The 20919-nt window shown below is 62.6% G+C and carries 13 protein-coding genes and 1 pseudogene; 4 read left to right on the top strand and 10 right to left on the bottom strand.

All coding sequences use genetic code 11. The annotated features are described in order from the left end of the window. Positions 1-59: 59 nt before the first annotated feature. Positions 60-2258, bottom strand: a complete 2199-nt coding sequence (locus tag XH91_RS11430; protein WP_128950689.1) for an NF038122 family metalloprotease — start codon at positions 2256-2258, stop codon at positions 60-62. A 345-nt stretch (positions 2259-2603) separates the two neighbouring features. Here XH91_RS11430 and XH91_RS11425 point away from each other — a divergent pair, with 345 nt between their 5' ends. Further along, the gene (locus tag XH91_RS11425; protein WP_128950688.1) at positions 2604-3797 is read left to right on the top strand and encodes a CaiB/BaiF CoA transferase family protein; all 1194 of its coding nucleotides are present in this window, start codon (positions 2604-2606) and stop codon (positions 3795-3797) included. Positions 3798-3876: 79 nt separating this feature from the next. Here XH91_RS11425 and XH91_RS11420 read toward each other — a convergent pair whose 3' ends face one another. The 9 genes and pseudogenes from XH91_RS11420 to XH91_RS11380 form a co-directional block, all read right to left on the bottom strand. Beyond that, positions 3877-4752 carry an outer membrane protein gene (locus tag XH91_RS11420; protein ID WP_128950687.1) on the bottom strand — a complete coding sequence of 292 codons (876 nt, stop codon included), beginning with the start codon at positions 4750-4752 and terminating at the stop codon, positions 3877-3879. 153 nt (positions 4753-4905) lie between these two features. Next, positions 4906-6414, bottom strand: a complete 1509-nt coding sequence (locus tag XH91_RS11415) for a tripartite tricarboxylate transporter permease (protein WP_128950686.1) — start codon at positions 6412-6414, stop codon at positions 4906-4908. Positions 6415-6428: 14 nt separating this feature from the next. Beyond that, positions 6429-6971: a tripartite tricarboxylate transporter TctB family protein gene (locus tag XH91_RS11410; protein WP_128950685.1), complete on the bottom strand. Its 543-nt coding sequence runs from the start codon at positions 6969-6971 to the stop codon at positions 6429-6431. A gap of 192 nt (positions 6972-7163) precedes the next feature. After that, complete coding sequence (locus XH91_RS11405; RefSeq protein ID WP_164938262.1) at positions 7164-8138, bottom strand: Bug family tripartite tricarboxylate transporter substrate binding protein; 975 nt, start codon at positions 8136-8138, stop codon at positions 7164-7166. A gap of 236 nt (positions 8139-8374) precedes the next feature. Beyond that, positions 8375-12274, bottom strand: a complete 3900-nt coding sequence (locus XH91_RS11400) for a beta strand repeat-containing protein (protein WP_164938261.1) — start codon at positions 12272-12274, stop codon at positions 8375-8377. A 564-nt stretch (positions 12275-12838) separates the two neighbouring features. Beyond that, positions 12839-13191 (bottom strand): annotated as a pseudogene (locus XH91_RS11395) (Clp protease/crotonase-like domain-containing protein); the annotation flags it as partial. A 990-nt stretch (positions 13192-14181) separates the two neighbouring features. Continuing rightward, positions 14182-14427, bottom strand: a complete 246-nt coding sequence (locus tag XH91_RS11390; RefSeq protein WP_128950683.1) for a hypothetical protein — start codon at positions 14425-14427, stop codon at positions 14182-14184. Positions 14428-14610: 183 nt separating this feature from the next. Then, entirely contained in the window at positions 14611-15408 is a 798-nt protein-coding gene (locus XH91_RS11385; RefSeq protein ID WP_128950682.1) for an enoyl-CoA hydratase/isomerase family protein, read from the bottom strand. Positions 15409-15440: 32 nt separating this feature from the next. Then, a complete protein-coding gene (locus XH91_RS11380) occupies positions 15441-16640 on the bottom strand; it encodes a pyridoxal-phosphate-dependent aminotransferase family protein (protein WP_128950681.1) in 1200 nt (399 codons plus the stop codon). 205 nt (positions 16641-16845) lie between these two features. On the opposite strand from XH91_RS11380, the gene XH91_RS11375 reads away from it, so the two are divergent. The 3 genes from XH91_RS11375 to XH91_RS11365 all read left to right on the top strand — a co-directional run bounded on the left by XH91_RS11375 (position 16846) and on the right by XH91_RS11365 (position 20663). After that, positions 16846-19851: an FAD-binding and (Fe-S)-binding domain-containing protein gene (locus XH91_RS11375; protein WP_164938260.1), complete on the top strand. Its 3006-nt coding sequence runs from the start codon at positions 16846-16848 to the stop codon at positions 19849-19851. Then, complete coding sequence (locus tag XH91_RS11370; RefSeq protein ID WP_128950680.1) at positions 19844-20272, top strand: GlcG/HbpS family heme-binding protein; 429 nt, start codon at positions 19844-19846, stop codon at positions 20270-20272. Before XH91_RS11375 ends, XH91_RS11370 begins: the two co-directional genes overlap by 8 nt. Before the next feature lie 142 nt (positions 20273-20414). Beyond that, positions 20415-20663, top strand: coding sequence for a hypothetical protein (locus XH91_RS11365; RefSeq protein ID WP_128950679.1), 249 nt, complete (start codon positions 20415-20417; stop codon positions 20661-20663). Positions 20664-20919 lie beyond the last annotated feature (256 nt).

The following is a 20919-nucleotide window of genomic DNA, read 5'->3' as shown; positions in this document are numbered from 1 at the left end:
GCGGAACAACTTCGCTCCGCGGTCGACCCGGCGTAGTCGCAAGTTGGGCACAACAAACCTCAGTGAAGAATAATAAAACCAGCGAACGAGTCCTGATGGTGGGCGATCCAATCGGCGAGGAGATCGCTCACCGGCTGACCGGCGACCGGAACCCCGCCGGTATCCAAATGAACGGCTGTATGGGCGCCAACAGCCAAGGGCGCGGCAGCGGAGCCGATTGCGCTCGAGGGAGTGCTCGCGCTGGGCGCGAACGTAAAGCCGTCTTTGGCGACCGTCACAACCTGCGGACTTGTATGGCTGGGAATTCCGATGACTCCATCGCCATTGAGATCCTGATGAAAGCCGGTCTCCAGCGACTCCAGCGCAGTGCTGCTCCCAGACACCGTGCCGGTATTGTTGACGGTGTCGTTGCCGCTGGTGTCCGTGTTCCAGACGGTGTATTGATCGGCTCCCGCAAACTTCCAAGCGACCTCATAACCACTGCCAGTTGCTTCCGCGCCAATCGGCGCCCAGCCGCCCCACTGCCCGACCGTGATGCCGGCTCCGCCGTATTTCAGCGTCGGCCCGGACCCGCCCGCCGTCGGATTGACGAAGTAATTGCCTCCCGATTGTATCAGGCTGGTGGCGCCATAAGACTCGATCGTTGCGGTAGCTAATGCGGCAACACCGATGATGCCGTCGCCATTGAGGTCCTGATGAAAGCTGGCCTCTAACGACTGCAACGAGGTGCTGCCCGACGATACCGTGCCGATATTGTTGACGGTGTCGTTCCCGTTGGAATCGGTATTCCAGACCGTGTATTGATTTGCGCCGGCCAGCTTCCAAGCGACCTCGTATCCGCTGCCCGCGGCTTCGACGCCGATCGGCACCCAGCCGCCCCATTGCCCCACCGTGATGCTGGCGCCGCCAAATTTTAAGGTCGGCCCAATTCCGCCCGCGACCGGATTGGCGAAATAATAGTTGCCCGACTGCAGCAGGCTCGTTGAGCCATAGGACTCGATCGTCACGCCGGCGACGCCGAGAACGCCGATGACCCCGTCGCCGTTGAGGTCTTGATGGAAGCTAGTCTCCAGCGACTCCAGCGCTGTGCTGCTGCCCGACACTGTGCCGATATAGTTGACAGTGTCGTTGCCGTTGGCGTCGGTGTTCCAGACCGTGTATTGATCCGCGCCGGTGAGCTTCCAGGCGACCTCGTATCCGCCGCCCACGGCTTCGGCGCCGATCGGCACCCAGCCGCCCCACTGCCCGGCCGTAATGCTGGTGTCGCCATACTTCAGAGACGGACCGCTGCCGCCAACCGTGGGATTCACGAAATAGTTGCTGCCGGCCTGCACCAGACTGGTTGCGCCATAGGACTCAATCGTTGTCGGCGAGTTCGTCGCAAGATGAAAGCCGAGCGCGTCAAGCTGTTTCAAGTCGATCGCCGTCAGCCCTTGATAGGTGCTGCCAGTGTAGAATTCGTTGAAGGGGTCGTTGGACCCCTGCACGCCGCTGTTGAGGAAGTCGCTTGGGTCGGAGCTCTGTCCGTAGTCGGCGAGCTTGGTGTTGCCCCCGTCCAGCGAGAAGTACGCGGCCGGCGCGGTTTGTGCACCGGAAAACAGGCGTACGCCCGGGCTCATGAAACGATAGAAATCGAAGATGTCCGGCGCCGCGCCGTAGGGCACGCGGCCCATTGCATGCGTCAGCTCGTGAAGCGCGACACCGACGATTAGATTTGAATTGATGTCGGTGGCGAAATTCGCACTGGCGTCGTCGGTGGTGGTGTCGTTGGCGCCAAGCACGCCCCAAAGCTTGAGCTGCGCATTCCAGACCGCAACATTCGTCTGTCCCTGGATTGTGGAGCCAGTCGGCAGGCTGTTGAAAGTGGTATCGCCCGCGGTCGCGTTGTTGACCAGCTGGGAGTGCACCCAAGAGTAATTCTCGTAATACCCGGAATCTGGGCCGGCCGCGGCCCCGCCGCCCGTCCCGCTATAATCGATGTTGATATTGACGGTGATCTTGTCGGTGATGTTGGCCGCAAGGATTGAGACCGCTTGTTGCAGACCGTTCTTGAAGCTGGTCGGCGCGGCCTGTGCCGCCGCATCGAGAACCAAGTTGATCGTGATGCCGCCCGAATTGACCGACATGACGGAGCCGGTCGTCGTGGTCGAACCGGGAGTGCTTGCCGCAGTGTCCGGGAAATAGCTGCCCTGAATGCTGTTGCCGACAACCGTATAGAACGGATCGTCGGCGAGCAGTTCATCGGTCGATGTTCTCATTGTAGTGTCTCGAGTCGGGCTTCAGTCGACTGTTCGCCTGCGGCCATGAGGAGGACGCGGTGCTCGGCGCCAGCCCCCATCAGGCTCAGGCGTCAGGATCGGGCCACCAACGTTAATTTGTGGTTTCATGGAACCGGCAATGCGAGCGTTAGCAGCGCCTTTTGTTCCGAAGCCTCTATCTATTCAACCCGGACAACTACCGTCAAAAATAATGTAGCATTCGGACAAAGCTACTGAATTCTGCGGTAGGCCTCGGAACCCACTGCCATTCTCCCAGGCATTGAAGTCCCGCTCGAATTGACCGATCAGAATCACTATTCCTCCTGCGTTCACCGGAGCCTCGAAATGCCTTTTCCTCACGCTTCCGAAGCCCTCTCGCGCTTCACCGTGCTCGATCTGACCCGAGTCCGCTCCGGGCCGACCTGCGTGCGCCAGCTCGCGGATTGGGGCGCGACCGTGATCAAGATCGACGCGCTCACGGAGGACGCCGGCGGCGAGCAGCCAGGGGGGCCGCGGCTGGGCTCCGACTTCCAGAATTTGCACCGCAACAAGCGGGCCATGACGCTGAACCTGAAGGACGAGCGCGGGCTTGCCGTGTTCAAGCGCCTCGCCGCCAAGGCCGACGTCGTGGTCGAGAATTTTCGGCCCGACGTGAAGAAGAAGCTCGGCATCGACTATGACAGCCTCGCCAGCATCAACCCGCGCATCGTCTATGGCAGCATCTCCGGCTTCGGCCAGGACGGCCCCTATCACAAGCGGCCCGGCTTCGATCAGATCGCCCAGGGCATGGGTGGGCTGATGTCGATCACCGGTGCACCGGGCGAAGGCCCGATGCGGGTGGGCATTCCCGTTGCCGACCTCACCGCCGGCCTGTTTTGCGCCATGGGCATCCTCACGGCGCTGCTCGAGCGCGACATTTCGGGCAAGGGCCAGTGGGTGCAGACCTCGCTGCTCCAGGCCCAGATCTTCATGCTCGACTTCCAGGCCGCGCGCTGGCTGATGGAAAAGGAAGTAGCAAAACAGGCCGGCAACAATCATCCGACCAGCATTCCAACCGGCGTGTTCAAGACCTCGGACGGCTACATCAACATTGCGACGACAGGTGGACGGATCTGGGAGCGCTGCGCGCAGGCGATCGGCGCGCCGGAGCTTGTCTCCAATCCCGACTACGCCACTGCGCCAGCGCGCTCGAAGAACCGCGACGCACTCAACGCCGAGATCGAGCGGCGCACCGTGACGAAATCGACCGAGATCTGGGTCCGCGAGCTCAACGAGGCCGGCGTGCCGTGCGGGCCGATCTACGCCATCGACCAGATGTTCGAGGACGCGCAGGTCAAACATCTCGGCATCGCACAGGATGTGCCCAACGACGAGGGTCGTCAAATCCGCCTGGTCGGCCAGCCCGTCACGCTGTCGCGCACGCCGAGCAGGATGGTGGCGCGTCCGCCGGAGTTCGGCGAGCAGACCGACGAGGTGCTCAAGGAGTTCGGCTTCGGCGCTGACGAGATTGCCGCGCTCAGGACCGCCAAGGTGGTCTGAGGATCAAGGTCTCGCGCCGGGCCCGAAAAGCGGGAGGCCCGGCGCAGGCGCCGGGCCCCAATGCGTCTATCGGAGGCGGTCAGTACTTGGCGACAACCGGTCCCGAGAAACGGTAGTTCACGCCGACGCGGACGATGTTGTCGGTGAAGCGCGTGCCGAAATTGCTCATCGTCGTGGTCGTGGTGACGGTATTGAAACCGGTTGCCGGCGTGTTGAGCGCATTCGTGACCGTCGTCGCGGACGCCGAAGCACCGTTGAATGAGCCGAGATCCATGTAGAGATATTCGACCTTGACGGACCAATTGCGGTCGATCGCGAACTCGCCACCGGCGCCGACCGTCCAACCGGCCTTTGTGCCGCCCCAGCTGATACCCATGGCAGGCGCGCTCGCGCCGAGATGTCCGTAGGCGAGACCACCGGTCGCGTACAGCAGCACGCGCGGGGTAGCGACCCAGCCGACGCGACCACGGAGAGTGCCGAACCAGTCGAGGTTGTAGTTGGCCGGAAACAGCACCGAGCCCGCGGGACATCCAATCGCCGAGCAGATATTGTTCGTCGACTTCTCGTCGCTGCCCTGGAAGTCGGCTTCAAGACCCAACAGCCAATTGCTTTGCTGCCAGTTGTAACCGAACTGCCCGCCGCCGAGCACGCCATTGACGTTTGAGCGGCCCCAGATCGTCTGCGCCGCCAGCGGCGTCACGACCGGGCCGCCGACCGGGGTCGGGCCGGCCGTACGAAAGACCTGCGCGCTTTGCGAACCAGTCAGCGTACCATCGTCACGCTCGCGGCCCCAGCTGTAACCGACGTTGCCGCCGACATAGAAGCCGCTCCAATTGAAGCCGGGATCGACCATCGGGGGCGCTTTGACATAGGGCTTCGCCGCCAGGTCCGCAGCCGATGCGCCAGTTGCAAACAGCGACATCGCCGCTGCCATTCCAATCACGGTCTGCTTCATGGAAAACCCTCCGCACGATTTCGTGATCAAAATATATGCCCGGAAGCAATCAATGGCTGTGCCGCCACAGCAACAACCGGAAACAAACGAGCAAAAATGGCGCCCATACCGGGGCACCATGTAATTGATTTCAAACAAGATTCTCCTATGAAGTCAGCGCGACGTCGCCCTTGTCCAGCCGACGCGACCGAGCAGCCCGTCGATGACCGGCCAGAACAGCAGCACGATCGCCAGCGTCGTGATCGAACCGACCAAACCGTTCGACCAGAACACCTTGACGTCGCCGCCCGCGCCGATCATCGACAAGCGGAACGCGTCTTCGGCGCGGTTGCCCAGCACGAGCGCCAGCGTGAACGGCGCCAAGGGAACACCGATTTTCTTGAAGACGTAGCCGACGACACCGAAGCCGAGCATCAGCCAGATGTCGAACATCGCGTTCTGGATCGCGTAGGCACCGATTGCGCAGGACACCAAGATCATCGGCGCAACCGCGGCGAACGGCACGCGCAGGATCGAGGCGAAGATCGGCACCGTCGTCAACACCAGCACGAGGCCCACGACATTGCCCAGATACATCGAGGCGATCAGACCCCAGACGAAATCCTTGTGCTCGACGAACAGCAGCGGCCCGGGATTGAGCCCCCACACCATCAACCCGCCGAGCAGGATCGCAGCGGTGCCGGAGCCGGGGATGCCGAGCGCCAGCATAGGCAGCAGTGCCGAGGTGCCGGAGGCATGTGCGGCGGTCTCGGGCGCGAACACGCCTTCGATACGGCCCTTGCCGAAGCTCTCGGGATCCTTGGCGAAGCGCTTTGCCAGATTATAGCCCATGAAGGACGCCGCGATCGCGCCGCCCGGCGTGATGCCGAGCCAGCAGCCGATGAAGGAGGAGCGCAGCAGCGTCACCCAGTATTTCGGGAGGTCCTTCCATACGCCGAGCACCACGCGCAGCGAGATGCTCGCCGCGTGGCCACGCAGCGCCAGCCGTTCCTCCATCGTCAGCAGGATCTCGCTGATGCCGAACAGGCCGATGACGGCGACCAGGAAGTTGATGCCGCGCAGGAGTTCGGCCGAACCGAAGGTCATGCGCAGCTGGCCCGACACGGTGTCCATGCCGACACCGGCGAGCAGAAGGCCGAGCGACATCGAGATGACGGTCTTGTGCCTGGCTTCGCGGCCCAATCCGACGAAGGAGCAGAACGTCAACAGATACACGGCGAAGAACTCGGGCGGACCAAACTTCAGCGCAAAGGACGAGATCATCGGCGCGAGGAAGGTGATGAGCAGCACCGCGACCAGCGAGCCGATGAAGGACGAGGTGAACGCTGCGGTCAGCGCCTCGGCCGCCCTGCCCTGCTGCGCCATCGGGTAGCCGTCGAACGTGGTCGCGACCGACCAGGCTTCGCCGGGAATGTTGAACAGGATCGAGGTAATGGCGCCCCCGAACAGCGCGCCCCAATAGATACTGGACAGCATCACGATCGCCGAGGTCGGGTCCATCGTGAAGGTGAGCGGCAACAGGATGGCGACGCCGTTGGGCCCGCCAAGGCCGGGGAGCACGCCGACGAAGATGCCGAGCACGAGCCCGACCATCATCAGCACGAGCGTTTTCCACGTCAGCAGGACGGCGAAGCCGTGAAGCAGGAGACCAAGAGCTTCCATCGCGTAAGGCCCGCCTAGTAGCCGAAGGCCGCTTCGAGCGGCCCTTTCGGCATGATGACGTCGAAGGCGAGGTCGAAGGTGACGAACATGATCGCCGTGAACACGAGAGCGGTGAGCAGCGACTTCCAAAGCGCGATCTTGCCGATCGCGCGCATGAATCCCGCGATCAGTAGAAAGCTCGCGACGTAGAGGCCGAGGAATTGCGTCACCAGGCAGAACAGCAGCGTCGGCACAAACACCGCCAGCACGCGACGCGCCTGCGCGCGCGTGACGAATATTTCGGGAGGCGCGCGGCGCGCCCGCAGAGCGACGATCAGGCCATAGAGGCTGGCGCCGCCGAGGACGAGGGAGAGATAAAACGGGAAATAGCCGGGCTCCGGCCCGGTCGAATCCCAGGAGGCACCGGTGCGCCAATTGTCGTAGCCGAGGGTCGCGGCCAGCCCTAGCAGCAGCAGGCAGACGATGATTTCGACGGTACTGGTCGTCGTGACGGAGGGGGAGTTGTCTTCAGGCGCGGTTGGATCGTCGACGACGATTTCAAGATCGGTTTGGGACATCAATGCTGTGCCAATCCCCTCTGCCCGGCGGCGGGGAGAGGGTTAGGGTGAGGGGAGCCTCCACGGGGACGGTGAGAGCTGAACTCCCGGAGAGTCCCCTCACCTGGATCGCATCTGACGATGCGATCCGACCTCGCAGAGCGAGCTTGGCTCGTCTCGCCCCCGCAAGCGGGGGCGAGGTGAAGAAGACAGCTATTTGGCGACGAATCCGGCTTCCATCATCAGTGACTTGTTCTGGGCGTCGTCCTCCTCGAGGAATTGCACCATGTCCTTGCCGGCGAGGAAGATCGGCTTCAACGCCTGCTTTTCCATGTATTCCTTGTATTCGGCGGTCTGAGTCACCTTGTGGAACAGCTCGACATAGAACGCCTGCTGCTCCGGCGTGACATTGCCGGGCAGGAACATCGCGCGCAGCATCAGGTACTGGACGTCGACGCCCTCCTCCTTGCATGTCGGAATATCGGCCCAGGACTGCGTGTCCGTCACCTTGGCCGTGTAGGAAATGCGCTCCTTGTCGAACACGCAGAGCGGACGCACCTGGCCGGCCCGCCAGACTTCGAGATTTTCGGATGGATTGTTGACGTTGGATTCGGTGTGGTTGCCAACCAGCTGGGTCGCGGCCTCGCCGCCGGACTTGTAGGGCAGATAGGAGAACTTGGCGCCGGTCTTCTGCTCCAGGAACACGGTCAGCACGTGATCCTCGCGCTTGGAGCCGGTGCCGCCCATCTTGAACGGCGAGCTCGCAGCCTTTGCAGCCGCGACGAACTCCTTCACCGTCTTCGGGCCGGCGCTGTTGTCCCACAGCACGAACTGGTCGAGCGCGATCACCGAGACCGGGGTCAGCTCGCGCCAGTTGAACGGGATCTTGGCCGAGAGCGGCAGCATGTAGATCAGCGAATAGGCGATCAGCACCTTGTTCGGGTCGCCCTCGCTGGACTTCATGTACATCAGCGCTTCGGCGCCCGACGCACCACCCTTGAGTGAGACCACCATGGGCTGCTTCATCAGATTGTTCTTCTGGATCGCGGCCTGCATCATCCGCGCCATTTGATCGGAGGCGCCCCCCGCGCCCGCCGCCACCACGATCTCGACGGGTTTGGTCGGTTCCCAGCCCGCGACTGCTGGCGCCACCCAAAGCGCAGCGAGCAGCGTAGCTGCGGCCTTCATTCCATGTCCCACGCGCGTTGACTCCAGATTCTTGTCTATGTTCTTGTTCGGATTGGCAATTCGTGAAAGCCAGAGACGACCGGCATTGTGCGGGCGAACGCCTGCCAGTTCAAGCCGCCCGGCGCCGCCCCTCCTATGACTTTGGAATGAGATCGATTGCAAGCGCGGCGGGCCCGGCAAAAAAGCGCGGGCCCCTTGCGGAGCCCGCGCGCTTCCAGCAAAGCCGATGTGTGCGGCTAGACGACCAGGATGTCGTGCGGATTAATCACGGCGCCAGCCTGGACCGCCACGACCGCGATCGCCGAGCCTTGCGTGCCGTCCGCGCTGAAATAGAGCGTCTGGTTGCCGGTGTCGAAGTGGAATTCAGCCGCGCCGGAGAAAGCGTTATCGGCCGAGGTCTCGAAGGTCGAATTCACGTCCATTCCGGCCGTGATGCCGCCGCCGAAATTGCTCGCGGAAATGGCGATGCGATCGTGCTCTATGGTGTCGTTGAAGTCCGTGATCTGGTTGGGATTGGCGGGTGGCAGTCGGAACGCAAAAATGTCGTCGCCCCCGCCACCGGTTAGCACATGGTTGCCCAGGCTACTGGTCACCAGAATGTCGTTACCGGCTCCCCCGTTTATCGTCTCATTGCCCTGGGTAGCAAGGAGGATGCTGCCGCCGCTGGCGGCAGTCAGGGTCGTGGCCGTCGTCGCGTTGTTGCTGACCGTGACCGTCGCGCTGTTGTTGCTGTTCGTGATCCCGTCGAAGGCGGTGTAGTCGAACGAACCACCGGCCGTTGCGTCGTCGATGAAGAAAGTATCGCCGGCGACGACCGCGGTGCCGCCAGAGTTGCCGGTGATAGCACCGACCGACACGTGATCTGTGCTGTCGGGATCGGTGTCATTCAACGCCAATGCCCAGGACGGGATGTCTACCACACCGCCTGCACCTGCGTTGCTGACCACGTTGTCGCTCACTGCGGTCGGCGCGTCGTTGGTCCCATTGAGCGTGATGGTGACATCCTGCACGGTGGATCCGCCGTGATCATCGGCCACGGTCACCAGATAATCCTGGGTCAGCGTCTGTCCCTGCCCAAGGAATTGGATATCCGCATTGTTCACTGTGAAATGCCAGCCAACAGAACCGGTGCCGGAGGACTCGATCACAGGATCGAGCGTGAACGTGCCGACATAGCCGCTGCCGAGCGCAACCGCGTTCGCACCGTGGGTATCTCCAGTCTCGACGTCCGAGAACGAGATTGCGCCAGACGTGGTCGCAGTGGCAGGTCCGGTCGCTGGGTTGACGTTGACATTGTCCAGGATCATGCCGGCTGCGTCGTCGCCATAGCTGAACTGCAGCGTCGTGCTCGAGGGATCGCCGACAACGTCGAAAGCATAGTGATAGACGCCGGGCTGCACCTCCGCGAGATTCACCAAAGTTGTTCCGGCCCAGGTCACCGCGAACGGCGCGTGCGTCGCATCGGCATCGCCGATGAGATCGAAGCTGACGAAGTAATGCTGCCCCGAGGTCGTCGCAATGTTCTGGGAGAGCGTGCCGCCCGACGCTGCGAGATGAGCTGAATAGTGGCCGTAAGTGCTGCCAATTTCATACTGTACGATGTGGATCGAGCCGCTTACGGTCCACCCGGTTAGGTCGCCGGTCTCGAAACCTCCATTGATGATCGCAGGCGCACCCGCGTCCTCCGTGACGGATCCTGTAATGCTTCCGCCCGTGATGACCGGACGGTCGTCCGCGCCCGCAATGTCGAATGTCAGCGTGGTCGTGGCCTGATGGCCATGGCCGTCATCGATCGTGACGTTGAACTGGTCGGTGACATGGTCACCAATCTGGAGAGGATCGATGGCCGAACTGGCGACGTAGCCGTAAGAGCCGTCCGTCCCCATGATCAGTGATCCATAACTGCCCGCAACGGGCTCGCCGACATTGGCGCTGCTGCCACTGACCGCAACGATTGTCTTAGGTGTGCTCAAATCGACCGGAGGTGTCAGATCATCGATCGTTCCAGCCGCGAGCGCCACGCCCGCATCCGGCGACGAAGTCTCCGACGCGTGCACCGTGAACGGGTTTACCACGAAAGCGTCCGACGCGCCGTCGATTGTAACAGTCACAGTCTGGGACGAACTCGTTGATTCGTCCATGACTGCGACGTTATATTGCACGGTGAGCGTCTCGCCCAGGCTGAGGAAATCGAGATCGGCATCCGGAATACGGAAGGTCCAGTCGATGCCGCCTGCGCCGGTTCCCGTTGAATCGTGCAGCACGGTTGTCAGCGCCGTCTGGAGATCGGTCAGGGTCTGGGTGGGCACGTCCGCAGAAGTCGACCACACCGCCGAATTGAGCCCGGCACTCACCGAGTGGACGTCTGACAGATCGGCATCATTGAAGCTCAACGTCCCGGTCGGAACCGGGCTCGTGGAGTCGAGCGCGCTCGAACCGGTTACACCTGGCTGCTCGGAGAGCGATGCGCTCTGCGAGCCACTGGTGATCACCGGCGCATCATTGGCGCCGGTGATCACGAGGGAAACGGTCTGCATCGAGCTGGTCGAGCCGTCCGCGACCTTGATGTCGTAGTTCACCGTCAGCGTCTCGTTGAAGGCGAGATAATCGAGGTCCTTGTCGGCAATCGCGAAATTCCAGTCGATGCTGCCGGAGCCGGTGCCGGTGGAATCGTGCAGCACCGTCGTCAGCGCAGCGGCAAGATCGGCCTGCGTGGCGGCCGGCGGCGTCGGCCCGGAGGTGGAGTCGAGCGCCACCGTCACGGTGTGCGTGTCGCTGGTGTCCTGGTCGGTGAAGGCGAGCGTGCCGGCCGGTGTGGTCGGCGTCGTGTCCGGTGTCGACGAGCCCGTGGTGGCATCCTGCTCGGCAACGGCTGCGGATTCCGGACCACTGGTGATGACGACGGGATGGTTGACGCCGAGAATGGTGACGGTGACGTCCTGCGTGGCGGTGCCGCCGTGGCCGTCGTCGACCGTGACATGGTAGACCAGCGTCAGCTTCTCGCCGCCACTGAGGAAATTGGTCGCGGCATTGGCAAGCGCGAAATTCCAGTCGACCTCACCGAGCACGTGGTCGGTCGAATCCTCGAGCGAGGTGCCGAACGCGGCCAGCAGTTCTGCGTTCGTCAGCGGGATCGCGCCGCCCCCCGAACGCGACGCGCTGACCGTGGTCGAGACGGTGTGCGCGTCGGCGAGGTCGACGTCGCCGAAGAACAGATCGCCGCGCGCGGTCAGATTGCCGGACGGATCGACATTCTGGTCCTCGGTCAGCGCGGCGGATTCCGGACACGACAGGTACACCGGCTTGTCGTTGCTGCCGACCACGGTGACCGTGACCGTCTGCGTCGAGGCCCCGCCGGCGTGATCGTCGAGCTGCACGGTGTAGGTGATGTCGAGATGCTGTCCCGCCGCGAGATAGTCGAACGCGAGATCGGGTGCCGAGAACGTGGTGTTGATGGTGCCGGCGCTCGAGCCGGAATTCTTGACGACGTTGTCGACGTGGTAGAACGCCATCAGCTCGGCGGCGCCGAGCGGGCCCGACAACAGGCCCGCGGTGGCCCCGGAGGCGGAGACGCCGATCACCGACGCGGTATAGCCGGTGTTGGTGAGATCGTCGTCGGTGAAATTCAGCGCAACGTGGACGGTGTCCGGCGACAGCGACAGCGTCTGGTTGGCCTGCTCGGTGACTGTCGCCATCGTGGTCATGTTGAAGACAGGCTTGTCGTCGGTGCCGGTCACGACGACCCTGACGGTCTGGATCGCGGTGCCGCCGTGATTGTCGGAGACCGTGATGTCGTAGGTCAGCGTCAGCGTCTGATTCTTGGAGAGAAAATCGAAATCGTCGTCAGCGTCGCTGAAATTCCATTTGAGCTGACCCGAGCCGTTGGAATCGCTGAGAATCTGCGATTGCATCGCGGTCTGGAAATCCGCCAGTGACGTTGCCGGAATGATCGTACCACTGGACAGCACTGCCGATTGCAGCAGCGCCGACGTCGTGTGGGTGTCGGTCTTGTCGCTATCCTTGAAGTTCATCGTGCCCGACAGCGTGTGCAGCGCCGCCGAATCGGTGGTGTCGGCAAATTCGGTGAAGCTGCCCGTCGCGGACGACGAGGTGAAAACCGGCGTATGATTGGTCATGGAGAATCCCTGCCTGCGTTTGCCCACGAAGGCGCCGCCGCATTGAGGACACGGCGACGCGACTAATCGGTCCGAGAAATCGGACGTGCCTCAGCCTTCCTGACTTAAAAGCCCTGTCAGTCCAGGTTTAAGAGTCTTGTTTTAGGAGTCTTGGCTTGTTCGCGAGGCCGTGCTGGCGTCGGGATGGTCATCAGCAATGAATTTGGCGCGGCCCGCGTCGTCGAACGTACTTGGCTAGTTTTTCAGTTCAATTTCACTTCAATGACGTCCGGTTGCAGCACGCATCACTCATATCGCCCAATTCGAGTTGACTTGGTATCACCGGGCCCGCTGTCTCAAAAAACGGAACGGTGGAATGCAACCTCCACGATCTTATGCCCGAGCTCGCTGTGTCGTCAACGTGAACGCAGAGAACGGCAGGCGCAGGTCTGCGGTTCCGAGGAAAGGAACCGCCGAACGGATTTATCGCAAGTGCAGTGCGGGAAACGACTGACGGTTGACGTCGTGAACGCTTCGCCTGTCGCGCCACCACAAAGCAGCGGCGCGAAAAGCACCGCGCGGGCGCTATTTGCCCTTCCGGACCGGCGTGCGCTTGTTGAGGAAAGCGTCCACGCCCTCGCGGAAGTCTTCGCTCATATAGGCTTTGAGGAACTGTTCGCGCGACAGCGTGGGCCGGATGCGGCGCACCGCTTCCTTGGTCGTCTCCAGCGTCAGCGGCGCATGGCTCGCGACCAGCTTGGGGGTCTCGTCCGCGCGGCGCTGCAGCGTCTCGACGTCAGGCACGATTTCGGTGAGCGGGCCGGGCCGACCAGCGCGACGACGCGGCTGATGTTGGACATCGACCGGCAGCTACCGAGCGTGCGTGCGATCGGAAAGCCCATGCGCATCGTTTCGGTGCCGATGCGAAGATCGCAGCAGCGGCGATACCGGCCGTCACGGTCACCTGGCCCTGCACGGGCTTGTCTAAATTGGAAGTTCAGCGATGATTGTGCTGTCGAATTCAGCCTAGTGCAAACTGTCCGAACTTGACTCTGGATGGGGTTTGAAACGAGACACGCTTAGTGCAACTAAATGGCAAGCGACCCATTCGACCCGAGGTACGGAGAAAGTAGTCAATGGTCTTAATGGGCCCACAGAAGTCCTCGTTAAGTCGTATCGACTAAATGGCATTTCCGAAATGAAGCGGCTGGAGTGATGAACTGATGCCACGACTGCTTTACATCAACGAAAAATTCGGCCACGACGCGACGATCATCCTCGAGAGCGGGGACGCTTGTTGGATCTCTGTCGGCAGGAGGGGCGTTTTAATACGTTCTCACAAGCCCAGCTTTTGGGGCGGGTTGTTGGGAAGCGTCTTTGGTCTAAAGCTCTACCGGGAACAGGATATATACCAGGCACTCAGTGTTGCCCAGGCTCTCGCGGCAAGATTTCAGCCGGTTCCAGAAATTAGGTGCCAGGACGTGATGCTGAAAGCATTTTGCACAGCAGTTTGGCAGTGCGCCTCACCTGAATTGGTTAAGACCATACTAAATGATCCGGCGTTGCTCGCTTCGTAAATTGGCGCGCCCCAGTAAGCTCATTTTTGGAGGGTTGCAATTTTCTAATCTGTCAATATTGCTGAAGCATGAATATGCGTAGGAAGGTAAGTTTGGACCACGACCACGAGGGGCGGAGGACACGACGAAAAGTGCATTGGGGAGTTCCCGCTCGAGCCGCTGGCGGCATCGCGAGAGCAGCCTCGCTATCAGACGTCGAGCGGCGGGAAATAGCTCGGAAAGCCGCCAAGGCCCGTTGGGCCAGACGCATGCCACAAGCGAGGCGTTAACGCTTCGTTCGATTTGGAGACGTTGAGATCGAAGTCGCCGTTGTCGACAATGGAGAGAGTCTAACTACGCGAGGCGATTTCATCATACGCTCTGGTCGATTCGGCCACCCAAAAGACGTGAAAGATACAGGAGTGGCGCCAAAACTTCTGCCTTTTGAGGGTGCAGAATCTGAAGCCATGTGTGGACGAGCACCTTGGTATCACCGCCGGTCAAATTGAGCTCCACGCCAAACAGGGTATTAAATCGTCCGGTTACGCGCCGAAGTTCTTGGTTGGAATCAATAATTTTTTCAGGCGTGCCGAAAGCTCCGTGGTTCTGAAGCGCCACTCACCGCAACATTGCAAGCCTCGCTGCACTTATTGTCGAGTTGCTCCAGAGTTCAGATGAGGTGTGGCTCATTGATGCAGCTGCCTGCCGAAATTCGCCAGACATAGGCGTAGTGGAATGATATCGGCACTAGGAAGGATCTATAACCCGATAGCACCAGGTTTGTTGTTTAAAGTTGGCAGGCTATTTGCCCTTCCAGTTTGGCGCACGCTTGTTGAGGAAGGCGTCCATGCCCTCGCGGAAATCTTCGCTCATATAGGCTTTGAGGATGAGGTCCTCGCCCTGTTCGCGCGACAGCGTGGGCCGGATGCGGCGCACCGCTTCCTTGGTCGTCTCCAGCGTCAGCGGCGCATGGCTCGCGACCAGCTTTGCGGTCTCGTCCGCGCGGCGCTGCAGCGTCTCGACGTCAGGCACGATTTCGGTGAGCAGGCCGAGCGATAGCGCTTCCTGCGCTTCGACCAGGCGCGCTCTGAAGATCAGGTCCTTGGTGCGGGCCGGGCCGACCAGCGCGACGACGCGGCTGATGTTGGACATCGACAGGCAGTTGCCGAGCGTGCGTGCGATCGGAAAGCCCATGCGCGTCGTTTCGGTGCCGATGCGAAGATCGCAGCAGGCGGCGATACCGGCGCCGCCGCCGGTGCAAGCCCCCGCAATGGCCGCGATCACGGGCACGCGGCACTGTTCGAGCGTGCCGAGCACGCGGTCGATCCGCGCCTCGTAGTCGAGCGCGTCCTGCGCCGTCTTGAAGGCGCGGAACTGGGAAATGTCGGTGCCTGACGCAAACGCCTTGTCGCCGGCGCCGGTGAGAATCAGCGCCTTGATCGAACGGTCGGCGTTGATCTCCTGGCAGATCTCCGCCATGCGATCATACATGGCGAAGGTCATGGCGTTGCGCGCCTGGGGACGGTTGAAGGTGATCCGCGCGATGCCATCAGTGACGGAGTAGAGCAGGTCTTCGTTGGTCGTCGCCGGTGCGTTCATCGCGCGCTCACTTCTTCTTCAGGTCAGATCGTTCAAGCCACTTGGGCCTTGGCCATCGGCACCGCGTCACGTCCCTTCAGGACGTCCATGGCCGCCAATACGCCGCCGCCCCGGTGCGGAATCTTTGCAAGATCCAGGCCCATCTCGACGCCGGCGAGCGTGCCCATCAGCATCAGATCGTTCAAATGGCCGATATGGCCGATGCGGAACACTTTGCCCTTGACCTTGTTCAGGCCGGTGCCGAGCGACATGTCGAAGTTTTCCAGCACCACCTTGCGGAAGGCGTCGGCGTCGAAGCCATCGGGCACGCGTACGCCGGTCAGCGCCGGCGAATGCGCGGCGGGATCGACGCATTGCGTCTCCAGGCCCCAGACCTTGGCCGCCGCGCGCGTCGCCGCGCTGTGGCGCTTGTGGCGGGACCAGACATTCTCGAGGCCTTCCTCCTCGAGCATCTTCACCGCTTCCCGCAGGCCGTAGAGCAGATTGGTCGCAGGCGTATAGGGGAAGGTGCCGAGCTTGTTGAAGCTGATCACTTCCTGCCAGTCCCAGTAGGAGCGCATGCCGGGATTGGCCTTGGCGACGTTGAGCGCCTTCTCGGAGACGGCGTTGAAGCCGAGGCCGGGCGGCAGCATCAGGCCCTTCTGCGAGCCCGCGACCGAGACGTCGATGCCCCAGGCGTCGTGCTCATATTCCATCGAGCCGAGGCCGGAGATGGTGTCGACCATCAGCAGCGCCGGATGCTTGACGCGGTCGAGCAGCTTGCGCACCTCCAGCGGCGGCGTCACGCAGCCGGTCGAGGTCTCGTTGTGGACGACGCAGACCGCCTTGATGGCGTGCTGCTTGTCGGCGGCAAGGCGCTTCTCCATCTCGGCGAGGTCGGCACCATGGCGCCAGTCGCTCGGGATGAAGTCGACATCGAGCTTGAACTTGCCCGCGATGCCGCGCCACAGCACGGCGAACTGGCCGGTCTCGCACATCAACACCTTGTCACCGGGGGCGAACACGTTGACCATCGCCGCCTCCCAGGCGCCGGTGCCCGACGAGGGGAAGATGATCACGGGCTGCTTGGTGCGGAACACCCGCTGCAGCGAGGCGAGGACCGCAAAACCGAGCTCGGCGAACTCCGGACCGCGATGGTCCAGCGTCGGCATGTCCATTGCCCGCAACACGCGGTCGGGCACGTTGGTCGGTCCTGGAATCTGGAGAAAATGCCTTCCAGTGTGCACGGTCATAGGCGTCCTTCCCGGTCTTTGAAGCTTGTCTCGGCGTTAGCGTCGGCGTCCCTAATTCGGGGCTGTCGCGAGCCGCTCGCATATCACTATTCGCCGGGCTTGTCGCTCGCCCGGCGAGGTCCGTCAATGCGCAAGAAGCAGGGCTCGCTTGCCAAGGGCCGTGACGGGAGGCAAGACGGAGCCGGCGAACAGACGAAAGCGGATCATGGCAGCGGAAGCGGCTGGAAAATCATCGAAATCGGCCCCAAAGGACGGCCTGGCGGCCCGTCTGGCCCGGGAAATCACCGGCGACGTCCTGTTCGACGGCTTCAGCCGCGGCCGCTACGCCACCGACGCCTCGTTCTACCAGATCATGCCCACGGGCGTGGTCGTGCCCAAAACCATGGACGAGGCCCTGCGAGCCCTGGCGATCGCCCGCGACGAGGGGGTGAAGGTCACCCCGCGCGGCGGCGGCACCTCGCAGTGCGGCCAGACGGTCAATGACGGCCTCGTGGTCGACCTTTCGAAGCATCTCAACAGGATCCTGTCGCTCGACGTTGCGGGCCGCACCTGCGTGGTCGAGCCCGGCATCGTGCTCGACGACCTCAACCGCCAGCTCAAAAAGCACGGCCTGTGGTTTCCGGTCGACGTCTCCACGGCCTCGCGCGCCACCATCGGGGGCATGGCCGGCAACAACTCCTGCGGCGGCCGCTCGCTTCGCTACGGCACGATGCGCGACAATACGCTGTCGCTGGAGGCTTCACTCGCCGACGGCACGCTGAGTCGGTTCGGCGAGGTCTCGCGTGACCTCTCGGATAGCGATGCCGGCGACAGCGTGCGCTCGCTGTTCCGCGACATGCTCGATCTCGGGATGCGCGAAGCCGACGAGATCGCGGCCCGCTTCCCAAAAGTGCAGCGCCGCGTCGGCGGTTACAATCTCGATGCGCTGGTGCCGCGCAACGCGCGCAATAACATGGCGCATCTGCTGGTCGGCTCCGAAGGCACCCTCGCCTTCTCCACCAAGGTCGAGCTGAAGCTCTGGCCCGTGATCCGCAACAAGGCGCTCGGCGTCTGCCATTTCGGCAGCTTCTACGAGGCGATGGATGCGGCCCAGCACCTGGTCAAGTTGAAGCCGATCGCGGTCGAGCTGGTGGATCGCACCATGATTGCGCTCGGCCGTGATATCGCGATGTTCAAGCCGATCATCAACACGGCCATCAAGGGCGATCCGGATGCGGTGCTGGTGGTCGAGTTCGCCGAAGAGGATCAGGCTGACAACCTCGCGCGCCTCGAGCAGCTCACCGAGCTGATGGGCGATCTCGGCTTCGGCTGGAGCAACGAGCCGCGCAAATGGGGCGGCGTGGTCGAGATAACAGAGCCGGCGCTGCAAAGCGGTATCGCCGATTTCCGCGCCGCGGGCCTCAACGTCATGATGTCGATGAAGCAGGAGGGCAAGCCGGTCTCCTTCGTCGAGGACTGTGCCGTGCCGCTGCCGCATCTGGCCGATTACACTCAGCGCCTGAACGAGGTGTTTGCCAGGCACGGCACCAGCGGCACGATGTATGCGCACGCCTCCGAGGGTTGCCTGCATGTGCGGCCGGTCCTGAACCTCAAGCTGGACACGGACGTCAAGGCGATGCGCGCCATCGCCGAGGAGGCCTTCGCGCTGGTGCGCGAGTACAAGGGCTCGCATTCCGGCGAGCATGGCGACGGCCTGGTGCGCTCCGAATTCCACGAGAGCATGTTCGGCGAGCGACTAGTCGCCGACTTCCGCGCGGTGAAAAGGCGCTTCGATCCCGACGGTGTGCTCAATCCCGGCAAGATCGTCGACGCGCCCAAAATGGACGACCGCTCGCTGTTCCGCTTCAAGCCCGACTATCGCGTCACCGAGCTGAGGACAAAGCTCGACTGGTCCGCCTATCCCGGCGCCGGCGGTGGTTTCCAGGGCGCGGTCGAGATGTGCAACAACAACGGCGCCTGCCGCAAGCTCGAGGGCGGCGTGATGTGCCCATCCTACCGCGCCACGCGCAACGAGAAGGACGTCACACGCGGCCGCGCGAATACGCTGCGGCTCGCGATCTCAGGCCAGCTCGGCCCCGACGCGCTGTCCTCGGACGAGATGATGGAGACGCTGAAGCTTTGCGTCTCCTGCAAGGCCTGCCGCCACGAATGCCCAGTTGGCGTCGACATGGCCAAGATGAAGATCGAGGTGCTGGCCGCACGCGTCGCCTCGCACGGCCTGAGCTTGCGCGATCGATTGGTCGGCTACCTGCCGCGCTACGCCGGTCTCGCCGCGCGGTTTGCACCGCTCGCCAATTTGCGCAACCACAGTCCATTGCTGCGAAAGCTGTTCGAACGCTTTGCCGGCATAAGCGCCCGCCGCGCGCTACCCGCCTTCCGCAGCGACGTCTTTGTGCCGCCAACTGACAGCGTCGGGCCGGAAACCGGCCGCGAAGTCGTTCTCTTCGCCGACACCTTCAACCGCATCTACGAACGCGAAAATCTCGACGCCGCGCTGCGCGTGCTGACGGCCGGCGGCTATCGCGTGCATCTGCCCAAGCCAACGGCTGGCACCCGCCCGCTCTGCTGCGGCCGCACCTTCCTCTCCGCCGGTCTGGTCGACGAGGCGAGGTACGAGCTTGACCGTCTCGTTGCGGCTTTCGCGCCCTTTGCCGCGCGCGGCGTGCCGATCGTCGGCCTCGAGCCGAGCTGCCTGCTGACGCTGCGCGACGAGCTGGCTTCCCTGCGCAAGGACAACGACGCCAAGGCCGTCGGGGCGCATGCGCTGACCTTCGAGGAATTCCTGGTCCGCGAAGCCGAAGCCGGCCGGCTGCAATTGCCGCTCGGGACCATCGCCGAGAAGGCCGTCGTGCACGGCCATTGCCATCAAAAATCCTTCGGCGCCTTCAAACCGGTCGAGCAGGTGTTGCGTCTCGTGCCCGGCCTCAAGGTTGAGACCATTGAGTCGAGCTGCTGCGGCATGGCGGGTGCTTTTGGCTATGGCGCCGATACCTACGACGCCTCGATCGAAATGGCCGAACTCTCACTGCTGCCGGCGGTGCGGAAGGCTGATCCGTCCACGCTCGTCATCGCCGACGGCACCTCCTGCCGCCACCAGATCCACGACGGCGCTAGCCGCGAGGCGCTTCACGTCGCCCGCGTTCTGGCGAGCAGCCTCGATCGCGCCGAAACCAATCCCACTTTCATAACAAAGGAATCCAGCAATGGCTGACCTCACGCTCGACACCGCCCGCAAGATCCTCGACGCCGCGTTCGCCAAGGCGGGCGAACTGAAGCTGAAGCCGCTCGTCGTCACCGTCCTCGATGCGCGTGGCGTGCTCAAGATCGCCGCTGCGCAAGACGGCACCAGCCTGATGCGCGCCGAGATCGCCCATGGCAAAGCCTATGGCGCCCTCGCAATGGGCATGGGCTCGCGTGCGCTGTATCAGCGCGCCCAGGAGCAGGCCTACTTCATTGATGCAGCGAACACGATGGCGCAGGGCCGGCTCGTACCGGTGCCCGGCGGCGTGTTGATCATGGGCGACGGTGTTCTGCTCGGCGCGGTCGGCGTCAGCGGCGACACGTCAGACAATGACGAAATTTGCGCGTTGGCCGGCATCGAAGCTGCCGGCCTCAAAGCAAACGCCGGATAATTCGCCAAGTCCCAATCGATGTCAGTCGGGTCACCTCGTTCGAACAAGGTCTTTGGCCGCCGGATCGTGGCTACAGTTGCCTTGACCGCAGGGGCTTGTCTCGCCGGGCTTGCGGGCCTATTGGCGATTGCCAATCGCATCCATGACGACGTCCCGAAGCGCTCAAGCTGCCGCTGATGCAATTGCGGCCCGAGATATTTTCGCCGGCCGCAGCCGGACGCACAACCTGATCGACCCGGCGATCGCGGCGGAAATGATGGGCAAATCGCGAGGGGCTGCCGTCAGAACTGCCTATGAGGTCGGCCAGCCACTCACCGTGCGTGCGGCTATCAATCTCATGCCGGATCGGTTCCGAAACGCCGATCTATCATCAACATCACGCCGCGAATAGCGGCGTTCGGACGGCCGCGTCGGATACCCAGGACGTCACGATGCGGATGGGCGTTGCCTGGTCGACGTGACACTTCATCGGCGGCCCTCGCTTACTTTAAATAGACGGGATTCCTGATCGACAATGTCAGCACCCTCACCGCCCGCCGCTGCCGTTCGCGCATGTGATTCTGCCGCTCGACATCTCCTTCTTCACTTTCCATGAGATTGCTTATTTCGGTGCGCCGGGATCGTGGTCGAGTTGCTCGGCCATTTGG

It is taken from the genome of Bradyrhizobium guangzhouense (assembly GCF_004114955.1).
GTDB lineage: Bacteria > Pseudomonadota > Alphaproteobacteria > Rhizobiales > Xanthobacteraceae > Bradyrhizobium > Bradyrhizobium guangzhouense.
Note: the sequence above shows the minus strand (reverse complement) of the source record. Positions and strands in the feature narration are given on the sequence as shown.

Excerpts from the sequence above, each read along its gene's own strand:
- XH91_RS11430 (WP_128950689.1), bottom strand. The coding sequence starts at position 2,258 with ATGAGAACATCGACCGATGAACTGCTCGCCGACGATCCGTTCTATACG.
- XH91_RS11425 (WP_128950688.1), top strand. The coding sequence starts at position 2,604 with ATGCCTTTTCCTCACGCTTCCGAAGCCCTCTCGCGCTTCACCGTGCTC.
- XH91_RS11420 (WP_128950687.1), bottom strand. The coding sequence starts at position 4,752 with ATGAAGCAGACCGTGATTGGAATGGCAGCGGCGATGTCGCTGTTTGCA.
- XH91_RS11415 (WP_128950686.1), bottom strand. The coding sequence starts at position 6,414 with ATGGAAGCTCTTGGTCTCCTGCTTCACGGCTTCGCCGTCCTGCTGACG.
- XH91_RS11410 (WP_128950685.1), bottom strand. The coding sequence starts at position 6,971 with ATGTCCCAAACCGATCTTGAAATCGTCGTCGACGATCCAACCGCGCCT.
- XH91_RS11405 (WP_164938262.1), bottom strand. The coding sequence starts at position 8,138 with ATGAAGGCCGCAGCTACGCTGCTCGCTGCGCTTTGGGTGGCGCCAGCA.
- XH91_RS11400 (WP_164938261.1), bottom strand. The coding sequence starts at position 12,274 with ATGACCAATCATACGCCGGTTTTCACCTCGTCGTCCGCGACGGGCAGC.
- XH91_RS11385 (WP_128950682.1), bottom strand. The coding sequence starts at position 15,408 with ATGAACGCACCGGCGACGACCAACGAAGACCTGCTCTACTCCGTCACT.
- XH91_RS11380 (WP_128950681.1), bottom strand. The coding sequence starts at position 16,640 with ATGACCGTGCACACTGGAAGGCATTTTCTCCAGATTCCAGGACCGACC.
- XH91_RS11375 (WP_164938260.1), top strand. The coding sequence starts at position 16,846 with ATGGCAGCGGAAGCGGCTGGAAAATCATCGAAATCGGCCCCAAAGGAC.
- XH91_RS11370 (WP_128950680.1), top strand. The coding sequence starts at position 19,844 with ATGGCTGACCTCACGCTCGACACCGCCCGCAAGATCCTCGACGCCGCG.
- XH91_RS11365 (WP_128950679.1), top strand. The coding sequence starts at position 20,415 with ATGACGACGTCCCGAAGCGCTCAAGCTGCCGCTGATGCAATTGCGGCC.